General features: G+C 67.1%; 15 protein-coding genes. 6 read left to right on the forward strand and 9 right to left on the reverse strand.

Going from position 1 to position 18,164, the window contains the following annotated elements:
* Positions 1-21: 21 nt before the first annotated feature.
* Together ACNQR1_RS29020 and ACNQR1_RS29025 are read right to left on the reverse strand one after the other, a co-directional pair.
* On the reverse strand, positions 22-429 hold the full coding sequence (locus tag ACNQR1_RS29020; RefSeq protein WP_019346515.1) for a roadblock/LC7 domain-containing protein: 408 nt from the start codon (positions 427-429) through the stop codon (positions 22-24).
* Entirely contained in the window at positions 426-3,428 is a 3,003-nt protein-coding gene (locus tag ACNQR1_RS29025; protein ID WP_418049037.1) for an ATP-binding protein, read from the reverse strand. The genes ACNQR1_RS29020 and ACNQR1_RS29025 overlap by 4 nt, the downstream gene beginning before the upstream one ends.
* A 331-nt stretch (positions 3,429-3,759) precedes the next feature.
* Between ACNQR1_RS29025 and ACNQR1_RS29030 the strand changes: the two genes are divergently transcribed.
* Positions 3,760-4,224: a tRNA (cytidine(34)-2'-O)-methyltransferase gene (locus ACNQR1_RS29030; RefSeq protein WP_418049038.1), complete on the forward strand. Its 465-nt coding sequence runs from the start codon at positions 3,760-3,762 to the stop codon at positions 4,222-4,224.
* Between the two features lie 102 nt (positions 4,225-4,326).
* Here the strand turns inward: ACNQR1_RS29030 and ACNQR1_RS29035 are convergent, their stop codons facing one another.
* Positions 4,327-4,980, reverse strand: a complete 654-nt coding sequence (locus ACNQR1_RS29035; RefSeq protein WP_418049039.1) for a nitroreductase family protein — start codon at positions 4,978-4,980, stop codon at positions 4,327-4,329.
* Between the two features lie 152 nt (positions 4,981-5,132).
* Positions 5,133-5,705, reverse strand: coding sequence for an XRE family transcriptional regulator (locus ACNQR1_RS29040; RefSeq protein WP_418049040.1), 573 nt, complete (start codon positions 5,703-5,705; stop codon positions 5,133-5,135).
* Positions 5,706-5,969: 264 nt separating this feature from the next.
* Here ACNQR1_RS29040 and ACNQR1_RS29045 point away from each other — a divergent pair, with 264 nt between their 5' ends.
* Positions 5,970-6,944 carry a hypothetical protein gene (locus ACNQR1_RS29045; RefSeq protein WP_418049041.1) on the forward strand — a complete coding sequence of 325 codons (975 nt, stop codon included), beginning with the start codon at positions 5,970-5,972 and terminating at the stop codon, positions 6,942-6,944.
* A gap of 11 nt (positions 6,945-6,955) precedes the next feature.
* Here the strand turns inward: ACNQR1_RS29045 and ACNQR1_RS29050 are convergent, their stop codons facing one another.
* A complete protein-coding gene (locus tag ACNQR1_RS29050; RefSeq protein WP_418049042.1) occupies positions 6,956-10,240 on the reverse strand; it encodes an error-prone DNA polymerase in 3,285 nt (1,094 codons plus the stop codon).
* A gap of 140 nt (positions 10,241-10,380) precedes the next feature.
* Between ACNQR1_RS29050 and ACNQR1_RS29055 the strand changes: the two genes are divergently transcribed.
* Positions 10,381-10,602 carry a hypothetical protein gene (locus ACNQR1_RS29055; RefSeq protein ID WP_418032282.1) on the forward strand — a complete coding sequence of 74 codons (222 nt, stop codon included), beginning with the start codon at positions 10,381-10,383 and terminating at the stop codon, positions 10,600-10,602.
* A gap of 7 nt (positions 10,603-10,609) precedes the next feature.
* A complete protein-coding gene (locus ACNQR1_RS29060) occupies positions 10,610-11,836 on the forward strand; it encodes a DUF692 domain-containing protein (RefSeq protein WP_418049043.1) in 1,227 nt (408 codons plus the stop codon).
* Here the strand turns inward: ACNQR1_RS29060 and ACNQR1_RS29065 are convergent.
* The gene (locus ACNQR1_RS29065) at positions 11,812-12,765 is read right to left on the reverse strand and encodes a helix-turn-helix transcriptional regulator (protein WP_418049044.1); all 954 of its coding nucleotides are present in this window, start codon (positions 12,763-12,765) and stop codon (positions 11,812-11,814) included. The genes ACNQR1_RS29060 and ACNQR1_RS29065 overlap by 25 nt on opposite strands.
* Here ACNQR1_RS29065 and ACNQR1_RS29070 point away from each other — a divergent pair.
* Positions 12,764-13,540, forward strand: coding sequence for an SDR family NAD(P)-dependent oxidoreductase (locus tag ACNQR1_RS29070; protein ID WP_418049045.1), 777 nt, complete (start codon positions 12,764-12,766; stop codon positions 13,538-13,540). The two genes, ACNQR1_RS29065 and ACNQR1_RS29070, sit on opposite strands and share 2 nt — an antisense overlap.
* Positions 13,541-13,616: 76 nt before the next feature.
* Positions 13,617-14,615, forward strand: coding sequence for a hypothetical protein (locus ACNQR1_RS29075; protein WP_418049046.1), 999 nt, complete (start codon positions 13,617-13,619; stop codon positions 14,613-14,615).
* Positions 14,616-14,711: 96 nt separating this feature from the next.
* Here ACNQR1_RS29075 and ACNQR1_RS29080 read toward each other — a convergent pair whose 3' ends face one another.
* The 3 genes from ACNQR1_RS29080 to ACNQR1_RS29090 form a co-directional block, all read right to left on the reverse strand.
* Entirely contained in the window at positions 14,712-16,268 is a 1,557-nt protein-coding gene (locus tag ACNQR1_RS29080) for an APC family permease (protein WP_418049047.1), read from the reverse strand.
* On the reverse strand, positions 16,265-17,167 hold the full coding sequence (locus tag ACNQR1_RS29085; protein WP_418049048.1) for a universal stress protein: 903 nt from the start codon (positions 17,165-17,167) through the stop codon (positions 16,265-16,267). Before ACNQR1_RS29085 ends, ACNQR1_RS29080 begins: the two co-directional genes overlap by 4 nt.
* Positions 17,168-17,275: 108 nt before the next feature.
* On the reverse strand, positions 17,276-18,142 hold the full coding sequence (locus ACNQR1_RS29090) for a MaoC/PaaZ C-terminal domain-containing protein (protein ID WP_418049049.1): 867 nt from the start codon (positions 18,140-18,142) through the stop codon (positions 17,276-17,278).
* Positions 18,143-18,164 lie beyond the last annotated feature (22 nt).

The following is an 18,164-nucleotide window of genomic DNA, read 5'->3' on the forward strand; positions in this document are numbered from 1 at the left end:
CGACTTGAAGGGAGCGGGGACTCAGGACGGTTGCGGCGTACGGCGCGAAGACTGCACCACCGCGCCGACCCGCTCGACCAGGATGGCCATCTCGTAGCCGACTTGGCCGATGTCACAGGAAGGGGCGGTCAGCGTGGCCAGGTTGGAGCCGTCGCCCACCCGCATCAGCAGCAGGTAGCCGTTCTCCATCTCGACCACCGACTGCATCACATGGCCGCCGTTGAACAGCTGGGAGGCGCCGGTGGCAAGGCTCGCCAGGCCGGAGGAGACCGCGGCGAGCTGGTCGGCCCGCTCGACCGGCATGTGTTCGCTGGCTGCCATGAGCAGTCCGTCGGCCGAAACCAGCACTGCGTGGGACACCCCGGATACCTCGCGGGCGAACTTGGACACGAGCCAGTCCAGGGAGTCGCGCTGCGTCGGACGGGTCATTCGTTATCGGTTCCTCTGGTCTCACGGGCATGCGATCGTCCGGCGTGCACGCCTCCGAAAAGGTTGCTGGTGCTCGTACGGACAGACTCGGGGTCACGCGGTTTGAACGCCGCGAACATGCCGCTGTCAGGTTCGTCTGCCGATGCTACCGTCTCGAAGCCGTCGTCGTTACGGTGTACTCCACCGTTGCGGTGACGGCCGTTGGACTCGCCGGCCACTCCGACAGCCGCAGCCACGCCACCCGGCACCAGGCGGGCACCCGGCGTACGCATGGGCAGGCCTTCCTCGGTGTGCTGCTCGACGGGCGCATCCTGGGCGGCGGCGGCCACCGACCAGCCCTTCTCCCAGACCGTCTTCCAGTCCAGATCGGCACTGCGCACGTGGGTCGTCGGGTCGATCTCGAATTCCGAGACCATCGACTGATAGATCGAGTCGCCCTGGACCTCGGGGTCTTCGGCCTGAGCCGCGGCGGGTTCGACCGGTTCCTCGGGTACCTGCTCGGCTTGATGAGCCGCACCGTTGAGACCGTTGAGACCGTTCAGACCATTGACGCCATTGACGCCGTTGAGGCCGCTGTGGCCGTTGAGGTCACTCGCCCCGTTGGGGCCACTGTGACCGTTCACGCCGTTGGTGGCGGCTTGCCCGCGGGACGCGAAGAACGATGACGTGTTGGTGGGCGTCTGACGCCCGGATTCCACGTCGTCAACCGCGTCGTCGGAGGCTGCAGGGTCGGCCGCTGCGGCGACTTCGCCCTTGGCTTCTCCCTTGGCCAGCGCCGCACTCTCTTCGGTGTGCACCGGCCACTGCTGTGGCCACTCACCGACGGGCTCCTCCGCGGGCTCCTCGGCCGGCACCTCGGCAGCCTGGTCCGGCTGCGGTGCGAGTGTCCCCGGCAGCTCCGAGATGCCGCTGGCACCCGGACTGCGCTGAGGCAGCAGATCGAACGGCATCTCGGCCCCGTTGAGGTGGGGTTCGTCGGTGCCGGACCCGAATGCCGACGCATCGGCAGGGTCCGCGTCCAGCGACAGCGCCGTCGCGATCCCGGCGTGCGCGTCGACAGGCCTGCCGTACGGAAGGTCGTCGACCGCGTCGCCGCCGTCGCGGGCCAGGAGTGTGGCCGGGATGTACACCCCTGCCGTCGTGCCCGAGCTCGGTTCTTCGGCGACGGTGCTGCGCAGCCGCACCACCAGACCGTGCTGGGTGGCCAGCCGCCCGACCACGAACAGACCCATGTGACGCGCGGTGTACGGATTGACCTCGCCGCCCGACTGCAGACGGGTGTTGGCGACCCGCAGGTCGGCCTCGGTCATGCCCAGGCCGACGTCGCTCACCTCGATCACCAACGCACCCTTGGCCGCGTGCACAGCCGACACCCGCACCTGCGAGATCGGCGGCGAATAGCGCAGCGCATTGTCGAGCAGCTCGGCCAGCAGGTGGATCAGGTCGCCCGCCGCCGAACCGGTGATCTCGACGTCGGCCACCGACGCGGTGATGACGCGGGTGTAGTCCTCGACCTCCGAGGCCGCGGCATTGATCACCGTCGCCAGCGGCACCGGGCGGCTGTGCTCGCGTGCCAGCTTGGAGCCGGACAGCACCAGCAGGTTCGCACCGTTCCGGCGCATGCGGGCAGCGAGGTGGTCGAGCCGGAACAAGCTCTCCAGGCGTTCCGGATCGTCCTCGTTGCGCTCCAGCTGGTCGATCAGTGACAACTGCTGGTCGACGAGCGAGCGGCTGCGCCGCGACAGCGTCTCGAACATGTCGGAGACCTGCAACTGCAGCTGAGCCTGTTCGCCGGCGAGGAACACCGCCTGCTCGTGCAGCTCGTCGACGGCATGGGCCACCTGACCGACCTCTTCGGTGGTCTGCACCGGGATCGGGGTGACCGGCACCAACTCACCGCCGGCACGGACCCGTTCGATCTCCTTGGCCAGGTCCTGATGCGCCACCTTGAGCGCGCTGTCGCGCAGCGTCCGCAGCGGGCGCACCAGTGAGCGGGCCACCAACAACACGATGACCATGGCGCTGACGATCGCGGTCGCCACCAGGATGGCGTCACGGATCGCGTCGTTGCGGGCATCGTTGGCCTGGGCCTCCACGGCGGCCGGAATGGACGCGGTGGTGTCGGCGACGATCTGCCCGGCGATCTTGTTGGTCGCGTCCAGCGAGGCCAGCATGTCCGGGTTACCGACCAGCGGGATGCCGGGGTTCGACATCATCGCCATGCGCTTGACCATCTCGGCGCGAAGCGTCGCCGCCTCCTCGGAGCCACCGCCGAGCACCTTGGTCAGCGCAGCGACCGTGGACGGCTCGGTTCCGGCCATCGTGATCATCGAAGTGCGCAGCAGCGGCTCCGGCTCGTCCCCGCCCCGGTTGACCAGCATCCGCTGGATCGCCATCTGCCCGCGGGCACCGACCGCCCGGGCCAGCGCCTCGACCTGAGCCTGGACCGACTGCTGGTTGCTGTGCACCGAGCCGGTGATGGCGGCTTCCCCGGTCAGCAGCAGCGGACCGTAATCGAGGATGCGCTGACGCAGATCGATCGAATCGGACATCACCGCGTCGACGAGCTGCTGTCCCTTGCCGAGAAGGCCGGCCACGGCCTGGCCCACGTCCTCGGACACATCGGTGGCATCTACCCGTTGCTGCAAATCAGATTTGCGCTCATTGAACGTGGACATCGCCGACTGCCCGTCGCCACCTTCGGTAGCTGCGATAAGGACACCCTCCATCGCCGCCATGTAGCGGTCGACGTCGGGAATCACTTCGGCACGATCGGCCGCCAATCGCAGATCTCCGGCAGCGCTGGCGCTGGCATAGATGCGCAAGCCACCGAACGTCGCCGCCAGGATCAACGGCACGACGACAATGGCAAGGACTTTCCGGCTGACCGGCCAGTTGGCCGGTGACCAGCGCGAGGGGCGCTTGGCCGGAGCCGATGGTGCTGGGGAGAATTCGACGAGGGTGCCGTCAGCCTGTTTCAGCTGCGTAAAGGCAGTCATCGGCGCCCAACCGCACTACCGGCTGCGTGGCCGCAATTTACTCGTGGGGCGTGATTCATAAGACTTCCTGCTGTTTCCGCCCACGCGGGGGCGGGCGTCAAACGCCTTGGCAATTGCACGAGTATGACAGCAGCTCGCGAGCGTTTCCACAATTCTTACTGAACAGACAGAGTTCGTGACCGAGCCGTAGCGCAGTTGTGTGGTAATCGAGCAAACAGCGCTGTCCTTGCCGAATCGCGTGCCGATTTCCACTTCCTATTCCGCGTGCCGATTCGGGCCTCATTCACATCCCGATTCGACCCCGGGCGGGCCTTCGTACGATCATCGTCGGATGTTCCGGGTGTTGTTCTTTTCTCCTCGCATCGCACCCAACACAGGCAATGCGATCAGGATGGTGGCAGGTACCGGGTGCGAGCTGCATCTGGTCGAGCCCCTGGGGTTCGATTTGTCCGAACCCAAGCTGCGCCGGGCCGGCCTCGACTACCACGACCTGGCATCGGTGACCGTGCATGCCGATCTGGCGTCCGCATGGCGCGCGCTGATGCCGGCCCGGGTCTACGCATTCACCGCGCACGCGTCGACCTCGTTCGCGGACATCGCCTACCAGCCGGGAGACGTGCTGATGTTCGGCCCGGAACCCACCGGACTGGACGCACAAACTTTGGCCGACCCGAATATCACCGCGCAGGTGCGTATTCCGATGCTCGACGGCAGGCGGTCATTGAATCTGTCCAATGCCGCGGCCGTCGCCGCCTATGAGGCGTGGCGCCAACACGGGTTCGCCGGCGGCGTCTAGTTACGCCGCGGGCGTGGGCCGCCATGCGACCCACGCCCGAATCTCACAGAGAGTTCATACACCGGCTTCACAATTTCATCTGGGGCAACAGGCGCCCAGCGCTCACCAACTGTCCCAGTGCGAGAACTGCTCGGCCGGAAGGCGCTTGGCCTTCTTGAAGTCGGTGCCCTTGGTGTAGGCGATCGGGAACAGGCCCGCCTGGGCGTACTTGTCGAACGGAATGCCCAGCAGTTCGGCAGCTTGCTTCTCGCCGTCACCGAGCAGGTGCAGCGTCGTCCAGGCCGACCCGAGGCCGCGGGAGCGCAGCGCCAGCATGAAGCTCCACACCGCGGGCAGCAGAGATCCCCAGAACGATGCGGACATGCCGGCAGGTGCACCATCCGGACGGCCTTCCAGGCACGGGATCATCAGCACCGGCGCCTTCTCGAAGTTGTCGGTGAGGTACCTCGCCGAGCTCATCACGGCATCCGCCTGCTGATCGCGGATGTCACCGCGCTCAGGCTTGGGCATGTCCAGGTAGGGGTTGGCGTTGGCCCGGTAGATGTCGGCCAGCGCCTTCTTCTTTGCCGGGTCCTCGACGAAAACCCATTGCCAGCCTTGCGCATTCGACCCGGTGGGGGCCTGTAGCGCCAGGTCGAGGCATTCCGTGATCACCTCACGCGGCACCGGCTTCTCGAAGTCGAGGCGTTTGCGCACCGAGCGGGTGGTGGTGAGGAGCTCGTCGACGGTCAAGTTCAGAGCTGGTTCGGCTGTCATGCCGCGACCCTACAACCGCTCACCGGTGAAAAACGGAGAAGCTCCCCAGCAGTTTGCTGGGGAGCTTCCAATCATCGTGCGCTGCAGTACAACTCAGCTAACAGATGAAGGTTGCGCACCGTCGCGGAATCGACGACGGTGTGTGGTCCGATTCAGCCTGCGTTCTCGGAGACCAACACCGGTTCCCAGCCGTTGGCCTGCGACTCTTCGGACGAGCCGTATTCGACCGGGCTCGGAACGGCGTGGATGCCGTGATCGTCGCCGGGCAACCCGCCCAGCGCCGCGATGGTGTCGCGGATCTTCTGCGCCTCGGCATCGGTCGGGGTTGCGCCGGCCTCGAGTTCATCGAGCAGTCCGTCACGCAGACCGGCACCGTTGGCGACTTCCTGGGCCGACAGCTTGGCGTGGACGCGGGTGACGTAGATCTGCTGTCCCAGAGAGGATCCCGGCGCCGCAGCGGCATGGGCCATCAGCGAGTCATACCGCTGACGGACCCCGCTGAGCGCCACGATGACCGCGGGAGACGGCCGGTTGCTGCTGGCCGCCTCCGCCAGGGAAGCACGCAGCTTGCGCAGGCCGGACAGGACGACGTCGGCGCGCTTGTGGAACTTCTTGTCCTCGGGGAAGGGCAGTGCATCGATCGCGGCGGAATACATGTGCATCGCCGCTTCCGACAGACTGACGATGACCGCCGAATCACCTTCCAGCGTCGCGTTTTGTCCCATGGGCCCTCAATTCTCAAGCGAACAGATCAACAGAAAGTGAGCGGCCGGTCGCCGGACCTGTCGGACCGATCCACCGCCGCTCGCGGTGAGCTCGCCGATGACACTAGCGGTTTGGGAGCGTCACGTCATCGCTAGGGGCACTTGAAGAATGACGAAAAACAGAGTATGCGAGCGCCGGTGCCACCGGCCGGTAGCACCGGCCGCCGAGGTTGGCCTTACTCTGAACGCCGGCACGGTGGCAGGCTTGGCCGACGGGAGGTCGACATGGCCGGACTAACTGAATCGACAAGGGTCGCTGAGTCTTCAGGGGGTGCCCCGTTGGATTACGGCCAGATCGGCGAAACGACTGAGCCGATGCGGGTGGCTGCGGTGCATCGAGACCCGGCCCCCAAAAACATGTCCATCGACACCAAGGCCGGCATCGGCTGGCTGGCGTGCGGCGGCCTGAGCAGCCTGGCGATCATCTGGTACCTGCTGTTCAGCCCGGGCGAGCGCGGAAGCAAGGCCGAGTGGTTCTTCGGTGCCGTGGTCTTCGTCGTCGTGATGGTGACGATGTGGCTGACCCTCACCATCCAGCGTCAGGCCAAGAACGACATCGCCCAAGCCGACGAGCGTCTGCGTCGTGAGCTTGCGGCCGCCGACGAGCGCTCGGCGCTGGAACTCGCCCTGACCCAGAAATGGCACCGGGCCCAGATGGAGTCTCAGCAGAAACTGCACGATGCCGAACTGGTGGCGCAACAGGAACTGGCCCGCATCGAGCGCAACAACCTGCTCGATCAACTGCAGAAGCAGGCGATGATCGAGGTGTCCCGCGCGGTGGGCGCACACACCCGGATGCTCGCCACGCTCTGGAGCGAAGGTGCCGCGCAGCTGCGCAACCCGGACCGCGACGAGCGGGAGACCGCGATGAACGCGCTCTTCGAGCAGATCAGCCAGGTGGTCAGCGACGTCTCGGTCGAGCTGGACAACGCCCATCTGCTCAGCCAGGACGACCGCCTGCAGGATGCGCTGAACCGGGTCAACGACGCTGTGCTGTTGGCGATCCAGGTTGCCGAGGATCTGCATGCCGACGTGGTCGAGGGACGGGCCCCGGAAACCAACCCCATCCCGGCGGTCCAACGCCTGCTGCACGAGCGGGCGACCGCCGCGCGGCGGCTGGCGTGGTCGCTGCTGCGGACCGGGCTCGAGGACACCGCGACCCGCGGCGTCGCCAACACCTCGGGCGCCGATCCGAGCTGACGCCAGGCGACTCAGCGGAAATCGCGCGACCGCGAGCCGACCCTCAGCTCGACCGGGCTCATCCGGTCGGCGATCACGGTGACCGCACCACTGGCGTTCTGCACGATGCCGCGGACCACCAGCGCCGGCGCCGTCTGCGCCAACTTGCGGTAACGCGCCCACACCCCGGGCGCACACAGCACATTGACCATGCCGGTCTCGTCTTCCAGGTTCATGAACGTCACCCCCTGCGCGGTCGCCGGGCGCTGCCGGTGAGTGACCGCCCCGGCAACCAGGATTCGGGTTCCGTCGACGACACCCAGCAACTTGTCGGCGGGAACCACGCCCAGCGCGTCGAGGTCGGCACGCAGGTACTGGGTGGGATAGCTGTCCGGCGAGACGCCGGTGGCCCACACGTCGGCGGCTGAGAGCTCCAGCGCGCTCATCCCCGGCAGCGGCGGGACGTGCGAGGAAGATCCCACTCCCGGGAGCCGGTCCGGCCGCTGGGTGGCTGCCGCACCCGCCGCCCACAGCGCCTCACGCCGGCTGATCCCGAAACAACCCAGCGCACCGGCGGTTGCCAGCGCCTCGGTCTGGGGTACCGACAGCTGCACCCGGCCAGTCAGGTCGATCAGGGTCTCAAACGGCCCGTTGGCATTTCGCTCATCGACCAGGCGCCCGGCCAACTCGTCACCGATGTGGCGGACACTGCCCAGCCCCAACCGCACGTCCATACCGGCGTTCTCCAACGTCGCGTAGGCCAGGCTGGCGTTGACATCGGGGCCGTGCACCGCCACCCCGTGCCGGCGTGCGTCGGCGACCAGCGACTGCGGGGAGTAGAACCCCATCGGCTGAGCCCGCAGCAGGGCCGCGCAGAACGCCGCCGGGTGGTGCAGCTTGAACCACGACGAGTAGAAGACCAGCGACGCGAAGCTCAGCGAATGACTTTCCGGGAAACCGAAATTCGCGAAGGCCTCCAGCTTCTCGTAGATCCGCTCGGCCACCTCGCCGGTGATGCCGTGAAGTTCGGCCATGCCGTCGTAGAACCGGCTGCGCAGCCGCCGCATCTTCTCGGTGGAGCGTTTGGAGCCCATCGCCCGGCGCAACTGGTCGGCCTCGGCGGCGGTGAAACCCGCACAGTCGACTGCCAATTGCATGAGCTGCTCCTGGAACAGCGGGATGCCCAGTGTCTTCTTCAGGGCGGATTCCATCGACGGATGGTCGTAGGTGACCGGCTCCAGGCCGTTGCGGCGACGGATGTAGGGGTGCACCGAACCGCCCTGGATCGGGCCCGGCCGGATCAGCGCCACCTCCACCACGAGGTCGTAGAACTCCCTCGGCCTGAGCCGGGGAAGGGTGGCCATCTGTGCGCGGGACTCCACCTGGAACACCCCCACCGAGTCGGCCTTCTGCAACATCTCGTAGACCGCCGGTTCGGACAGGTCCAGTTTGGCCAGGTCGACGGCGATGCCTTTGTGCTCGGCCAGCAGATCGATCGCGTAGTGCAGCGCCGAGAGCATCCCGAGGCCGAGCAGGTCGAACTTCACCAAACCGATTGCCGCGCAGTCGTCTTTGTCCCACTGCAGCACGCTGCGGTTGGCCATGCGCGCCCACTCCACCGGGCACACGTCGGCGATCGGGCGGTCACAGATCACCATGCCGCCCGAGTGGATGCCGAGGTGCCGCGGCAGGTTGGCTATCTGGGTGGCCAACTCGATCACCGGCCGCGGGATGTCTTCCGCCTCCGGCGAGTCCGGACGCCCGTTCCACCGGCTCAGCTGCTTGCTCCAGGCATCCTGCTGCCCCTGGGAGAAGCCCAGCGCCCGGGCCATGTCGCGAACCGCGCTACGGCCGCGATAGGTGATGACGTTGGCGACCTGCGCGGCGTAGTCACGACCGTAACGCTCGTACACATATTGAATGACGTTCTCGCGCAAGTCTGATTCGATGTCGATGTCGATGTCGGGCGGACCGTCGCGAGCCGGGGACAGGAACCGTTCGAACAACAGCTCGTTGGCGATCGGGTCGACGTTGGTGACCTTCAGTGCATAGCAGACCGCCGAATTGGCCGCCGATCCCCTGCCCTGGCACAGGATGTCGTTGTCCCGGCAGAACCGGGTGATGTCGTGCACCACAAGGAAATAGCCGGGGAACTTCAACTGCTCGATGATGCGCAGTTCGTGTTCGATCTGCGCATAGGCCTTTTCCGCGTTGGCGACGGGCCCGTACCGCTCGGCGGCACCCACCATGACCAGATGGCGCAGCCAGCTGTCCTCGGTGTGCCCGGTTGGAACGTCGAACGGCGGCAGCTGCGGGGCGATGAGCGCCAGACCGAAGGCGCACTGCTCACCGAGATCTGCTGCGGCCGTCACGATCTCCACACCGAACCGCTGGGCCATCTCCTCCCCCGAGCGCAGGTGGGAGCCGCCGAGCGGGGCCAGCCACCCGGCCGCGGTGTCCATCGAGTTGCGGGCCCGGATCGCCGCCATCGCCATGGCCAGCCGCCCCCGGTCGGGGGTGGCGAAGTGCGCACCGGTGGTGGCCACCACCGGTATCCCGAACCGCGACGCCAGCCCGGCCAGGACGGCATTGCGCTCGTCATCGCACGGATGGCCGTGATGGGCGAGTTCGACGCTGACCCGGCCTGCCCCGAAACGGTCCACCAGATCGGCCAGAGCGGAGGCGGCAGCTTCCGGACCGCCGCGGGAAAGCGCCTCGCGGACATGACCTTTACGACAGCCCGTGAGGATGTGCCAGTGCCCGCCGGCGGCCTCGGTGAGCCCGTCGAAGTCGTAGCGGGGCTTGCCTTTCTCACCCCCGGCCAGGTGGGCTTTGGCGATCTCGCGCGACAACCGTCGATACCCCTCCGGCCCACGGGCGAGCACCAGCAGATGCGGGCCGGGCGGATCGGGGTCCTCGGTGCGGGGAATGTTCCCCAGCGAGAGCTCGGCGCCGAAGACCGTGGCTACGTCCAGTTCCCGAGCCGCCTCGGCGAACCGGACCACACCGTAGAGCCCGTCGTGATCGGTCAGCGCGATCGCCCGCAGGTTCAGCCGGGCCGCCTCCTCCACCAACTCCTCCGGCGTGCTCGCGCCGTCGAGGAAGCTGTACGCCGAATGCGTGTGCAGCTCGGCGTAACGGACCGACGTACGCGGCCGGTCGAGTTCCGGCGGTTGATAGCTGCCGCGCTTACGCGACCAGGCCGGACTGTCCCCGCCGTCGCCCGCTGGCTCCAACGGCAGGCCGGAACGACGCGGCTTGCCGGTAAGTACCCGCTCCATCTCCGACCAGCTCGGCGGCCCGTTATGCCAACCCACCCCACCAGTGTATCGAACATCTGTTCGACGCAGCCAAGGGGCTGAATCAGGTAGTCAACTACCCGCGACCGCGCCCGCGCAGCTTCCTAACCTCGGCATATCACCGGATTCCTCCGGTAACCGCAGGAAAGGATCGCATCATGGCCGATTTGAACCCCCAGCCGCTGCCCCCACGGGACCGGATCCGGATCAGCGCCCCCGATTCGGTGCTGTTCGATCTCAAGAAGTTCCAGAAGGCACAGGCCAGTGTGCTCGGGCAGGCCGGCTGCCCTGGTTGCCACTCCGGACTGGACCTGCACTGGCAGGGATTCTCCGACTTCGTCATCAACGAAGAGGGCGTCGCCACGCCCACCACGGGTTAGCTTTTCGATGTCGCGGCCCGATCTCGGCGTCGGCGTCATCGCCACCACCGGCCTGGACCTGGTCTGGAGCGAAGTCGCCGACCTCATCGACGTGGTCGAGGTCGAGCCGCAGACGATGTGGACGCCACGCCAAACCGGCTGGGACATCAACGAACCCGCGTTCGACTGGGTCGAGAGCCGAGACCGTCCCACGCTGGTGCACGGGGTGGGCTTCCCGGTCGGGGGTTGCACCGCCCCCGACCCGGCCGGGGTGAAGCTGGCCGCCCAGTGCGCCGCGCGGCTCGGGGCCACGCACTGGAGCGAACACCTGTCGTTCAACCAGGTCCGCCACGCGGGTCACGAGCTCGACGCCGGGTTCCTGCTGCCGCCGGCGCAGACCCGCGCCGGCGTCGAGGCCGCCGTCGAACACATCGACAGCTACCAAACCCATTCAGAGCGGCCATTTCTCATCGAGACCGGAGTCAACTATCTTCGGCCGCGCCCCGGCGAGCTGCCCGACGGCAGCTTCATCGCCGAGATCGCCCGGCGAGCCGACTGCGGCATCCTGCTCGACCTGCACAACCTGCTGGCCAATGAACGCAACGGCCGCCAACCCGTCGAGGACGTCCTGGACGCCCTGCCACTGGATCGAGTGCTGGAGATCCACGTCGCCGGCGGCTTCGAATTGGAGGGCTATTACCTGGACGCCCATATCGGCGGTCCGGATCTGGAGCTGTTGTCCCTGCTGGCTTGCACGATCCCGCGGTTACCCCAACTACGCGCGGTGGTGTTCGAGGCGGTGCCCACTGCGATGGTGTCGCTCGGCGCGGCCGGCCTGCGCGCGATCCTGCAAGCGCTGCACCGCATTTGTGACGGCGCACCCGTCGAGAGACCGTTTCGCACGGCCACCGCGGCGCCCCGATCGCCTGTCGGTCCGCCGACCGATCACGGATTGGAAGGCACCCAGGAATGGGAACGACGGCTGGCGGCATATACGGCGCGGGCGAGCGCCGAACCGCCCACAGACGATCCGGCCATGCAGCTGTTGCGTGGTCTGGCCGACCGGGCCCGGCTCGGCCAACTCACCCTCGCCCGGCCCGATCTGCTGCGCAGTCTGCTCGAGACCCGTGGACCGGATGAGACCGAACGAATGCTGGCCAGGTATCTCGACGCATCCCCGCCGTCGCGCTGGGCAGCCGATGAGGGCCGGCGGTTCACCGAGTGGCTGGCTCAGCCGGGGACGTCCATACGCTGAGTGCCCAGAACGGCGAGCAGTCGCATCGCCTCCTCCGAGGGCGAGCCCGGTTCCGTGGTGTAGATGATGACGCGTTGGTCGCGGTCTGCGATGTCGAGTGTGTCGCAGTTGACCGAGACGGCACCGACCGTCGGATGCGCGAACGTCTTGCACAAGGTGGGCTGGGCGACCAGATCGTGGGCATCCCACAGCCGAGCGAACTCATCGCTACCAGAACGCAATTCGGCGATCAGATCCGCGGTTTCCGGATCGTCCGGATACCGCGCGGCGGTGGCGCGCAGGTGCTGGGCGGCGGTATGGGAGAACTCCTCGGCATCGGACACGCCGTACAGGCGTCGTCCATCGACCGGATGAGGACCAAGGAACGCGCGCCGCACCAGGTTTCGGTCCCGGCGCGACAACGCCGAGAAATCCTCCATCAGAGCGCAGGCCAGGTCGTTCCAGGCGAGCACCTCATAGGTCGCGGACACCACGATGGCGGCGGCCTGGGGCAATCGCCGCAGCAGATCCAGGATGCTCTGCCGGACCACCCGCGGCGGGCCCGTCGGCCCTTTCAGCTCGACCCCGGCCAGCACGTACAGGTGGGCCCGCTCGACATCGGACAGTCGCAGCGCGCGGACCAGGCCCGACAGCACTTCGCCCGACGGATGCGGGGCGCGGGCCTGCTCCAGGCGGGTGTAGTACTCGGTGGAGATGAACGCGAGATGCGCGACCTCGTCGCGGCGCAGCCCCGGGGTGCGGCGGCGGGGTCCGAGCGGCAGGCCCACCTCGGCGGGACTGATCCGCTCACGCCTGCTGCGCAGGAACGCGCCGAGCTCTCGCTTGTCCACAGGACCATTCTCCCGACCGATGCGCTGCCGCGCCTCCTCACAGCCTGGTACCACCGATACCTGGATGCGGTGTGCGGCCCGACGCACGCTCGTTGCCATGACTTCTCCCACGACGACCGGGCTGCTCGCCGACAAGATCGCATTCATCTCCGGCGCTGGGCGCGGCATAGGCGCTGCCGCCGCGCGGCTGTTCGCCGCCGAAGGTGCGAGCGTTCTGCTGGCGGCCAGGACCGAAGCCCAAATCAAGGCGGTCACCGACGACATCAGGGCGGCCGGCGGTATTGCCGAATACGTGGTGTGCGATCTGGCCGACGGCGACAGTGTGCGCGCCGCGGTACAGCGCACCGTCGAACTCTGGGGACGGCTCGACGTGGCCTTCAACAACGGCGCGACGATCCAACCGCCGGGACCGCTCGACCAGTTGGCCGAGGACGACTTCGACCACGTCTACCGCGTCAATCTCAAAGGCGTCTGGTCGGCATTGAGCGCTGAGGTCGCCGCGATCCGTGCCACGGCCAAAACCGGTGCCATCGTCAACAATTCCAGCATCGGCAGCTTTCACAGCAACCCGGAGCTACCGGCCTACGGAGCCATGAAGCGGGCCGTCAACAGCCTCACCGAATCGGCCGCGGTCACCTACGGGCCCGAAGGCATCCGGGTCAACGGAGTGGCGCCCGGTCCGACGCTGACCGACATGATCCACGAGTGGGACGCAGCCAGCCCCGGTGTCCTCGACAGTCTCATCGCCGACACCCCGCTGCGTCGCGGGGCCCAGCCCGCCGAGATCGCCGAGGCCGCGGCGTGGCTGTGCAGCGATCGGGCGTCCTTCGTCACCGGCGCTACGTTGCGCGTCGACGGCGGCAAGTGGGTGTAGGTCACCTCGTGATGCCGATCACGCCGCCGCCCCCTACGATGCCCGTGGGCTGGGGATCGGCTGTGAGAGGACGGCAATGGCGTCAACCAAGTACATCGGCTACGTCGGTGGTGTTGCGGTAGCGGCAGGAGTCGGGGCGGCGCTCGCCGTGGCCGGCCAGGGCACCGCCCACGCGGATTCGACGGACGGCACGTCCAAGGATTCGACGAGCAGCACATCACAGCACGTCAACGCCGGACCCAAGCGGGGTGAGACCAAGACTGGCGATACCAAGCGCGCCAAGCCCCTGTCGACGGTCAAGGCCGGCGTCAAGGAAGCCGTCGACAAGCAGGCCGACAAGATCGAGAAAGCCGCCGCGCACGTCACCAAGGCCGTTCAGGACGCCAAGCCTGCCAAGCCGGTGTCGGGCACGCTGAAGCCGAAGCCCACTGCCAAGGAGTTCGAGGCCGAGCAGGTCACCAAGCTCAAGGGCCTGTTCACCCCCAAGCAGGCCGCGGCTCCCGAGCCTGTGCCCGTGGTGGAGGACAGCCCGGAGACCGCCGTCGCACAGCCGAAGAGCAAGACCTTGGCCACCCCGAAGGTCGGCGCGGTGCAGACGCAGGCCGATACACCGTGGAACCCCAACCCGTTCCGCGATGACGATCCAGAGCCGACGGACATTCCCGAGCCGATCATGAATCTTCGGAACGCGTTGATGAACACCGGCCTTCCGAACGAACTCGACCCGTTCATCCGGGAAGCCACCGAGCAGATCTACCGGGGCAGCCAGATCGTGCCGTGGGTGAACGCGGTGATTCCGATCGGCAAGATCCTGCCGAGCCTGGCGCCCGCCCTCGGCGATGACGACGCGGCCCGCGATGCCCGGCAGACGATCATCACGGAGCTGATCAAGACCACCCCTCCGGGTTCGGCGGTGTACTACGGCTACGACATCGTCGCCGACCTGATCAACCTGGAAGAGCCGGGTGCGGCACTCAAAGACCAGGCCGTGGCTACGGTGTGGGATCTGCTCGACCCGCTGCACATCGCACACAACCCGGGCAAGTCCGGTCTCGGCGGCGCGGCCGGCAGCTGACCACGCCGACCACCTGACCGCGAAACCGACGCTATGGTCGTAAATGCACTGCGGTAACGACCATTTCGTCGGTTTCGCGGAGTCTTGACGCCACCGCTACTCCACGAGCGAGGGTGTGTCGTGTCGCAGTGTCTCGCTCCGGAAGAACGCCGGGCTGATCGATCTCCACACGAACATCAGCACGACGCCGAGCAGCAGGATGCCGAAGCCCATGAAGAACACCAGCCCGATACCGCCGATCGCGGCGCCGCTGCCGTTCTCCGGGTTCATGCTCTCCCCGATGGCGATCACGAACACCCAGGCCAACATCAGGCCACCCAACAGTGGGAACAGCAACTTGAACACCACGTTGTGAGCGCTGCTGAACAACTCCCCACGGAAATACCAGACACACGCGAATGCGGTGATGCCGTAATACCAGCAGATCATGATGCCAAGGGCGGCAATGGTATCCAGTAGCGCACTCTCGGACAGCAGGCTCACCACGGTGTAGAACACGCCGGTGACAACGCCCGCGGTGATGGTCGCGAAACCGGGCACCAGATATCGCGGGCTGACTTCGGCGAAGCGCGACGGGAACGCTTTGTAGGCACCCATCGCCAGCATCGCCCGCGCGGCGGGCAGGAAGGTGGTCTGCAAGCTGGCCACCGACGAAGCCAGGATCGCCAGGAACAGCAGCGGCCCGGCCCAGCTGCCGAGCACCGGATCGGCCAGCGCGGCGAACACGTTGTCCTGATGGTCCGGATTGCCGAGCCCCAAACCCTCCTCGCCGACCCCCGCGTACATCATCACCGCCACCGCGATGAGCAGATACGTCGCGAGGATCGACAGCACGCACAGCAGGCCGGCGCGTCCGGGCACCTTCGTCGGATCCTTGGACTCCTCGCCCAGCGTCAGGCAGGTATCCCAGCCCCAGAAGGCGAAGATCGACCCGGTGACGCCGACGGCGAACACACCGAAAGTGAGTCCCGTGAACGGGTCGAACCAGTCCAGGTCGAACGACAAACCAGCCGGTGCGTCGCCACGGGCCACGTGTACGAAGGCCATCACCGCGAAGGCCACCAGCACCACCATCTGAAAACCGACCATGATGTACTGCACGCGCTCACTGGTGGTGATACCGCGACTGGCGATGGCTGTGGCGATGGCCAGGAACACCAACGTCGTGAGGATATTCACGGCCTTGTTGTCGGCAAGCTCGGCGATCGAGGAATGGTTGGTGATCCGGGCGATGAACAGGTAGAAGAACTCGACCGCGATCGCGGCGAGGTTGGACAGCACGATGATCGAGGCCATCACCATGCCCCACCCACACATCCAACCCACGTACGGGCCGAATGCCTTGGTGGACCACGTGAACGACGCACCGCAGTCCGGCGCTCGCGAGTTCAGTTCCCGATACGCGTAGGCGGTCAAGAACATCGGGATGAACCCGGCGATGAAGATCGCCGGCATCTTGAGCCCGACGGCGGCGACGATCAACCCGATGCTCGCCGTCAGCGTGTATCCGGGTGCCACACAAGAGATCCCGAGGATCGCTCCGGAGAACGTACCGACCTTGCCCGCGGCCAGCCCCTTGGAGACCAGCCCGCCGGCCTGCTCGGCGGCCTCCAGCTGCTGATGCGACACGGATTCGGATGCGGACTCTGTCATGAGTGGTCCTCGCCGTCTTTCAGTTCATCTCGGGGCACAACCACCATGGGTACGTCCAACACGCGCAACATCTTGGCCGCGGTGGAACCGAGGAAGATCCGCCGGGGCGCACTGAGTCGACTGGATCCGACCATGATGATGTCGCCTTCATCCCAGCCCAACTGCTCGACCGCGGCCTCCACACTGGCCCCGTTGACGATCGTGGAGGTCACCGGAAAATCGGCGGGCAGTTCATTTCTGGCGGCTTCCAGCGTCCGTTCCGCGTGCGCGAGCGCGTGAGCCCGGACCGCCTCGGCATCGCCTCGCAGCGAGCCGAAGGTCGGATCGAGTGCGACCAGCGATACCAGCCGCAGCGGGATGTCCGCGGCCCGGCTGGCCCGTACCGCGGTGGCGAGCAACAGATCCGAGCCCTGGCGCTGACCGATCGCACAGGTGATTTCATGCACCCGCTCGATCGTGGAATCGCGGGTTCCGCGTGGTGCCACCGCGACCGGCACCGGCGCGGAGTGCAACAGTTCGTTGACCACCGACCCCAGCGAGTAACTGCCCACCAGTCCCCCGCCGGCACCGCCCACCACGATGGCACTCGCCCGTAACCGCAGCGCTTCGCGGATCAAGCCGTCGGCGAACGACTCGTCGAAGCTCAGATGCGTGTGTGCCACAACGCCGTCGGGCACCAGGGCGAGGGCATCGTCCAACCAGCCCTGCGCCTGCTCGGCCACCACTTCCTCGTAGCCACCGCCTTTGGGCACGGTGCCCGGCGGCGCGGTGTCGGGCGGCAGCACGATGCAGATGTCGACCTCGGCATCCAGTGTCCGGGCGAACCGGACTGCCAAGGCCAACGCGTCGGCGCCACCGGGAGTGGCCAGGTATCCAACGACCAGGTTCGCCCGCGTCATCTGCCACCGCCCATCCCGCACCGCGCCGTGCGCGCGTCGTGGATCGATCCTGTCAACCCACCACGCGGTGTGCAGGGCTTCTACGAAATTACCGGACCAGCCGAATGACTAGGCATACTCGGCGGTGCCGTCCTCAAGCACCACCCGGGTATCGGCACCGTCGGGCCCGCTGGCCTCGGTGCGGAACACGGCCCGCCCCGGTTCGGTGCGCCAGATCGACGTCGTCAGCGTCTCACCCGGGAACACCGGTGAACTGAACCGCGCCGCCACGGCACGCACCTTCGTGGCGTCACCCCCACCGAGTTCGGCAACCAGCGCCCGCCCGGCCACACCGTAGGTGCACAGCCCGTGCAGGATCGGCTTCGGGAACCCCGCGAGATTCTTCGCGAACCACGGGTCGCTGTGGAGCGGGTTGCGGTCCCCGGAGAGCCGGTAGATCAGCGCCTGGTCCTCACGGGTGGGCAGCGCCACCTGGGCGTCGGGTTCGCGGTCGGGAATCTGCGGTGCCGCCGGGCGCTGCCCGGGCTGCCCGCCGAATCCGCCCTCGCCCCGAATCACCACGGTGGTAAGGGTTTCCGCGACCACCTCGCCGCTGGCCGGATCGGTGCCGATGCCCTTGAGCATGACCACCGCGTTCTTGCCCTCGCCCTTGTCCTGGATGTCGGCCACCTCGGAGACCACGGTCAGCTTGCCGGCCGGGGGCAGCGGCCGGTGCAGCCGGATCTCCTGGGAGCCGTGCAACAGCATGCCGAAGTTGAAGGTGCCGATCTTGAGTGCCGCCGGGAAGGCCGAGCACGCGATCACCGCGTAGGTCGGCAGCACCTGTTGCTCGATCTCGTGGCTGTTCTCGGTGGTGAAGGCGAGGTCGTCGGTGCCTGCCCCGACACCGATGGCGTACAGCAGGGTGTCGCGGTCGGTCCAGTCGAACGGAATCGGATCGGTCGTCTCGCCAATGGCGTCCGGATTGAGTGGCATGCGTGCCGACGATAGTTGAGTT

It is taken from the genome of Mycobacterium sp. 48b, from assembly GCF_048282725.1.
Taxonomy (GTDB): Bacteria; Actinomycetota; Actinomycetes; order Mycobacteriales; family Mycobacteriaceae; genus Mycobacterium.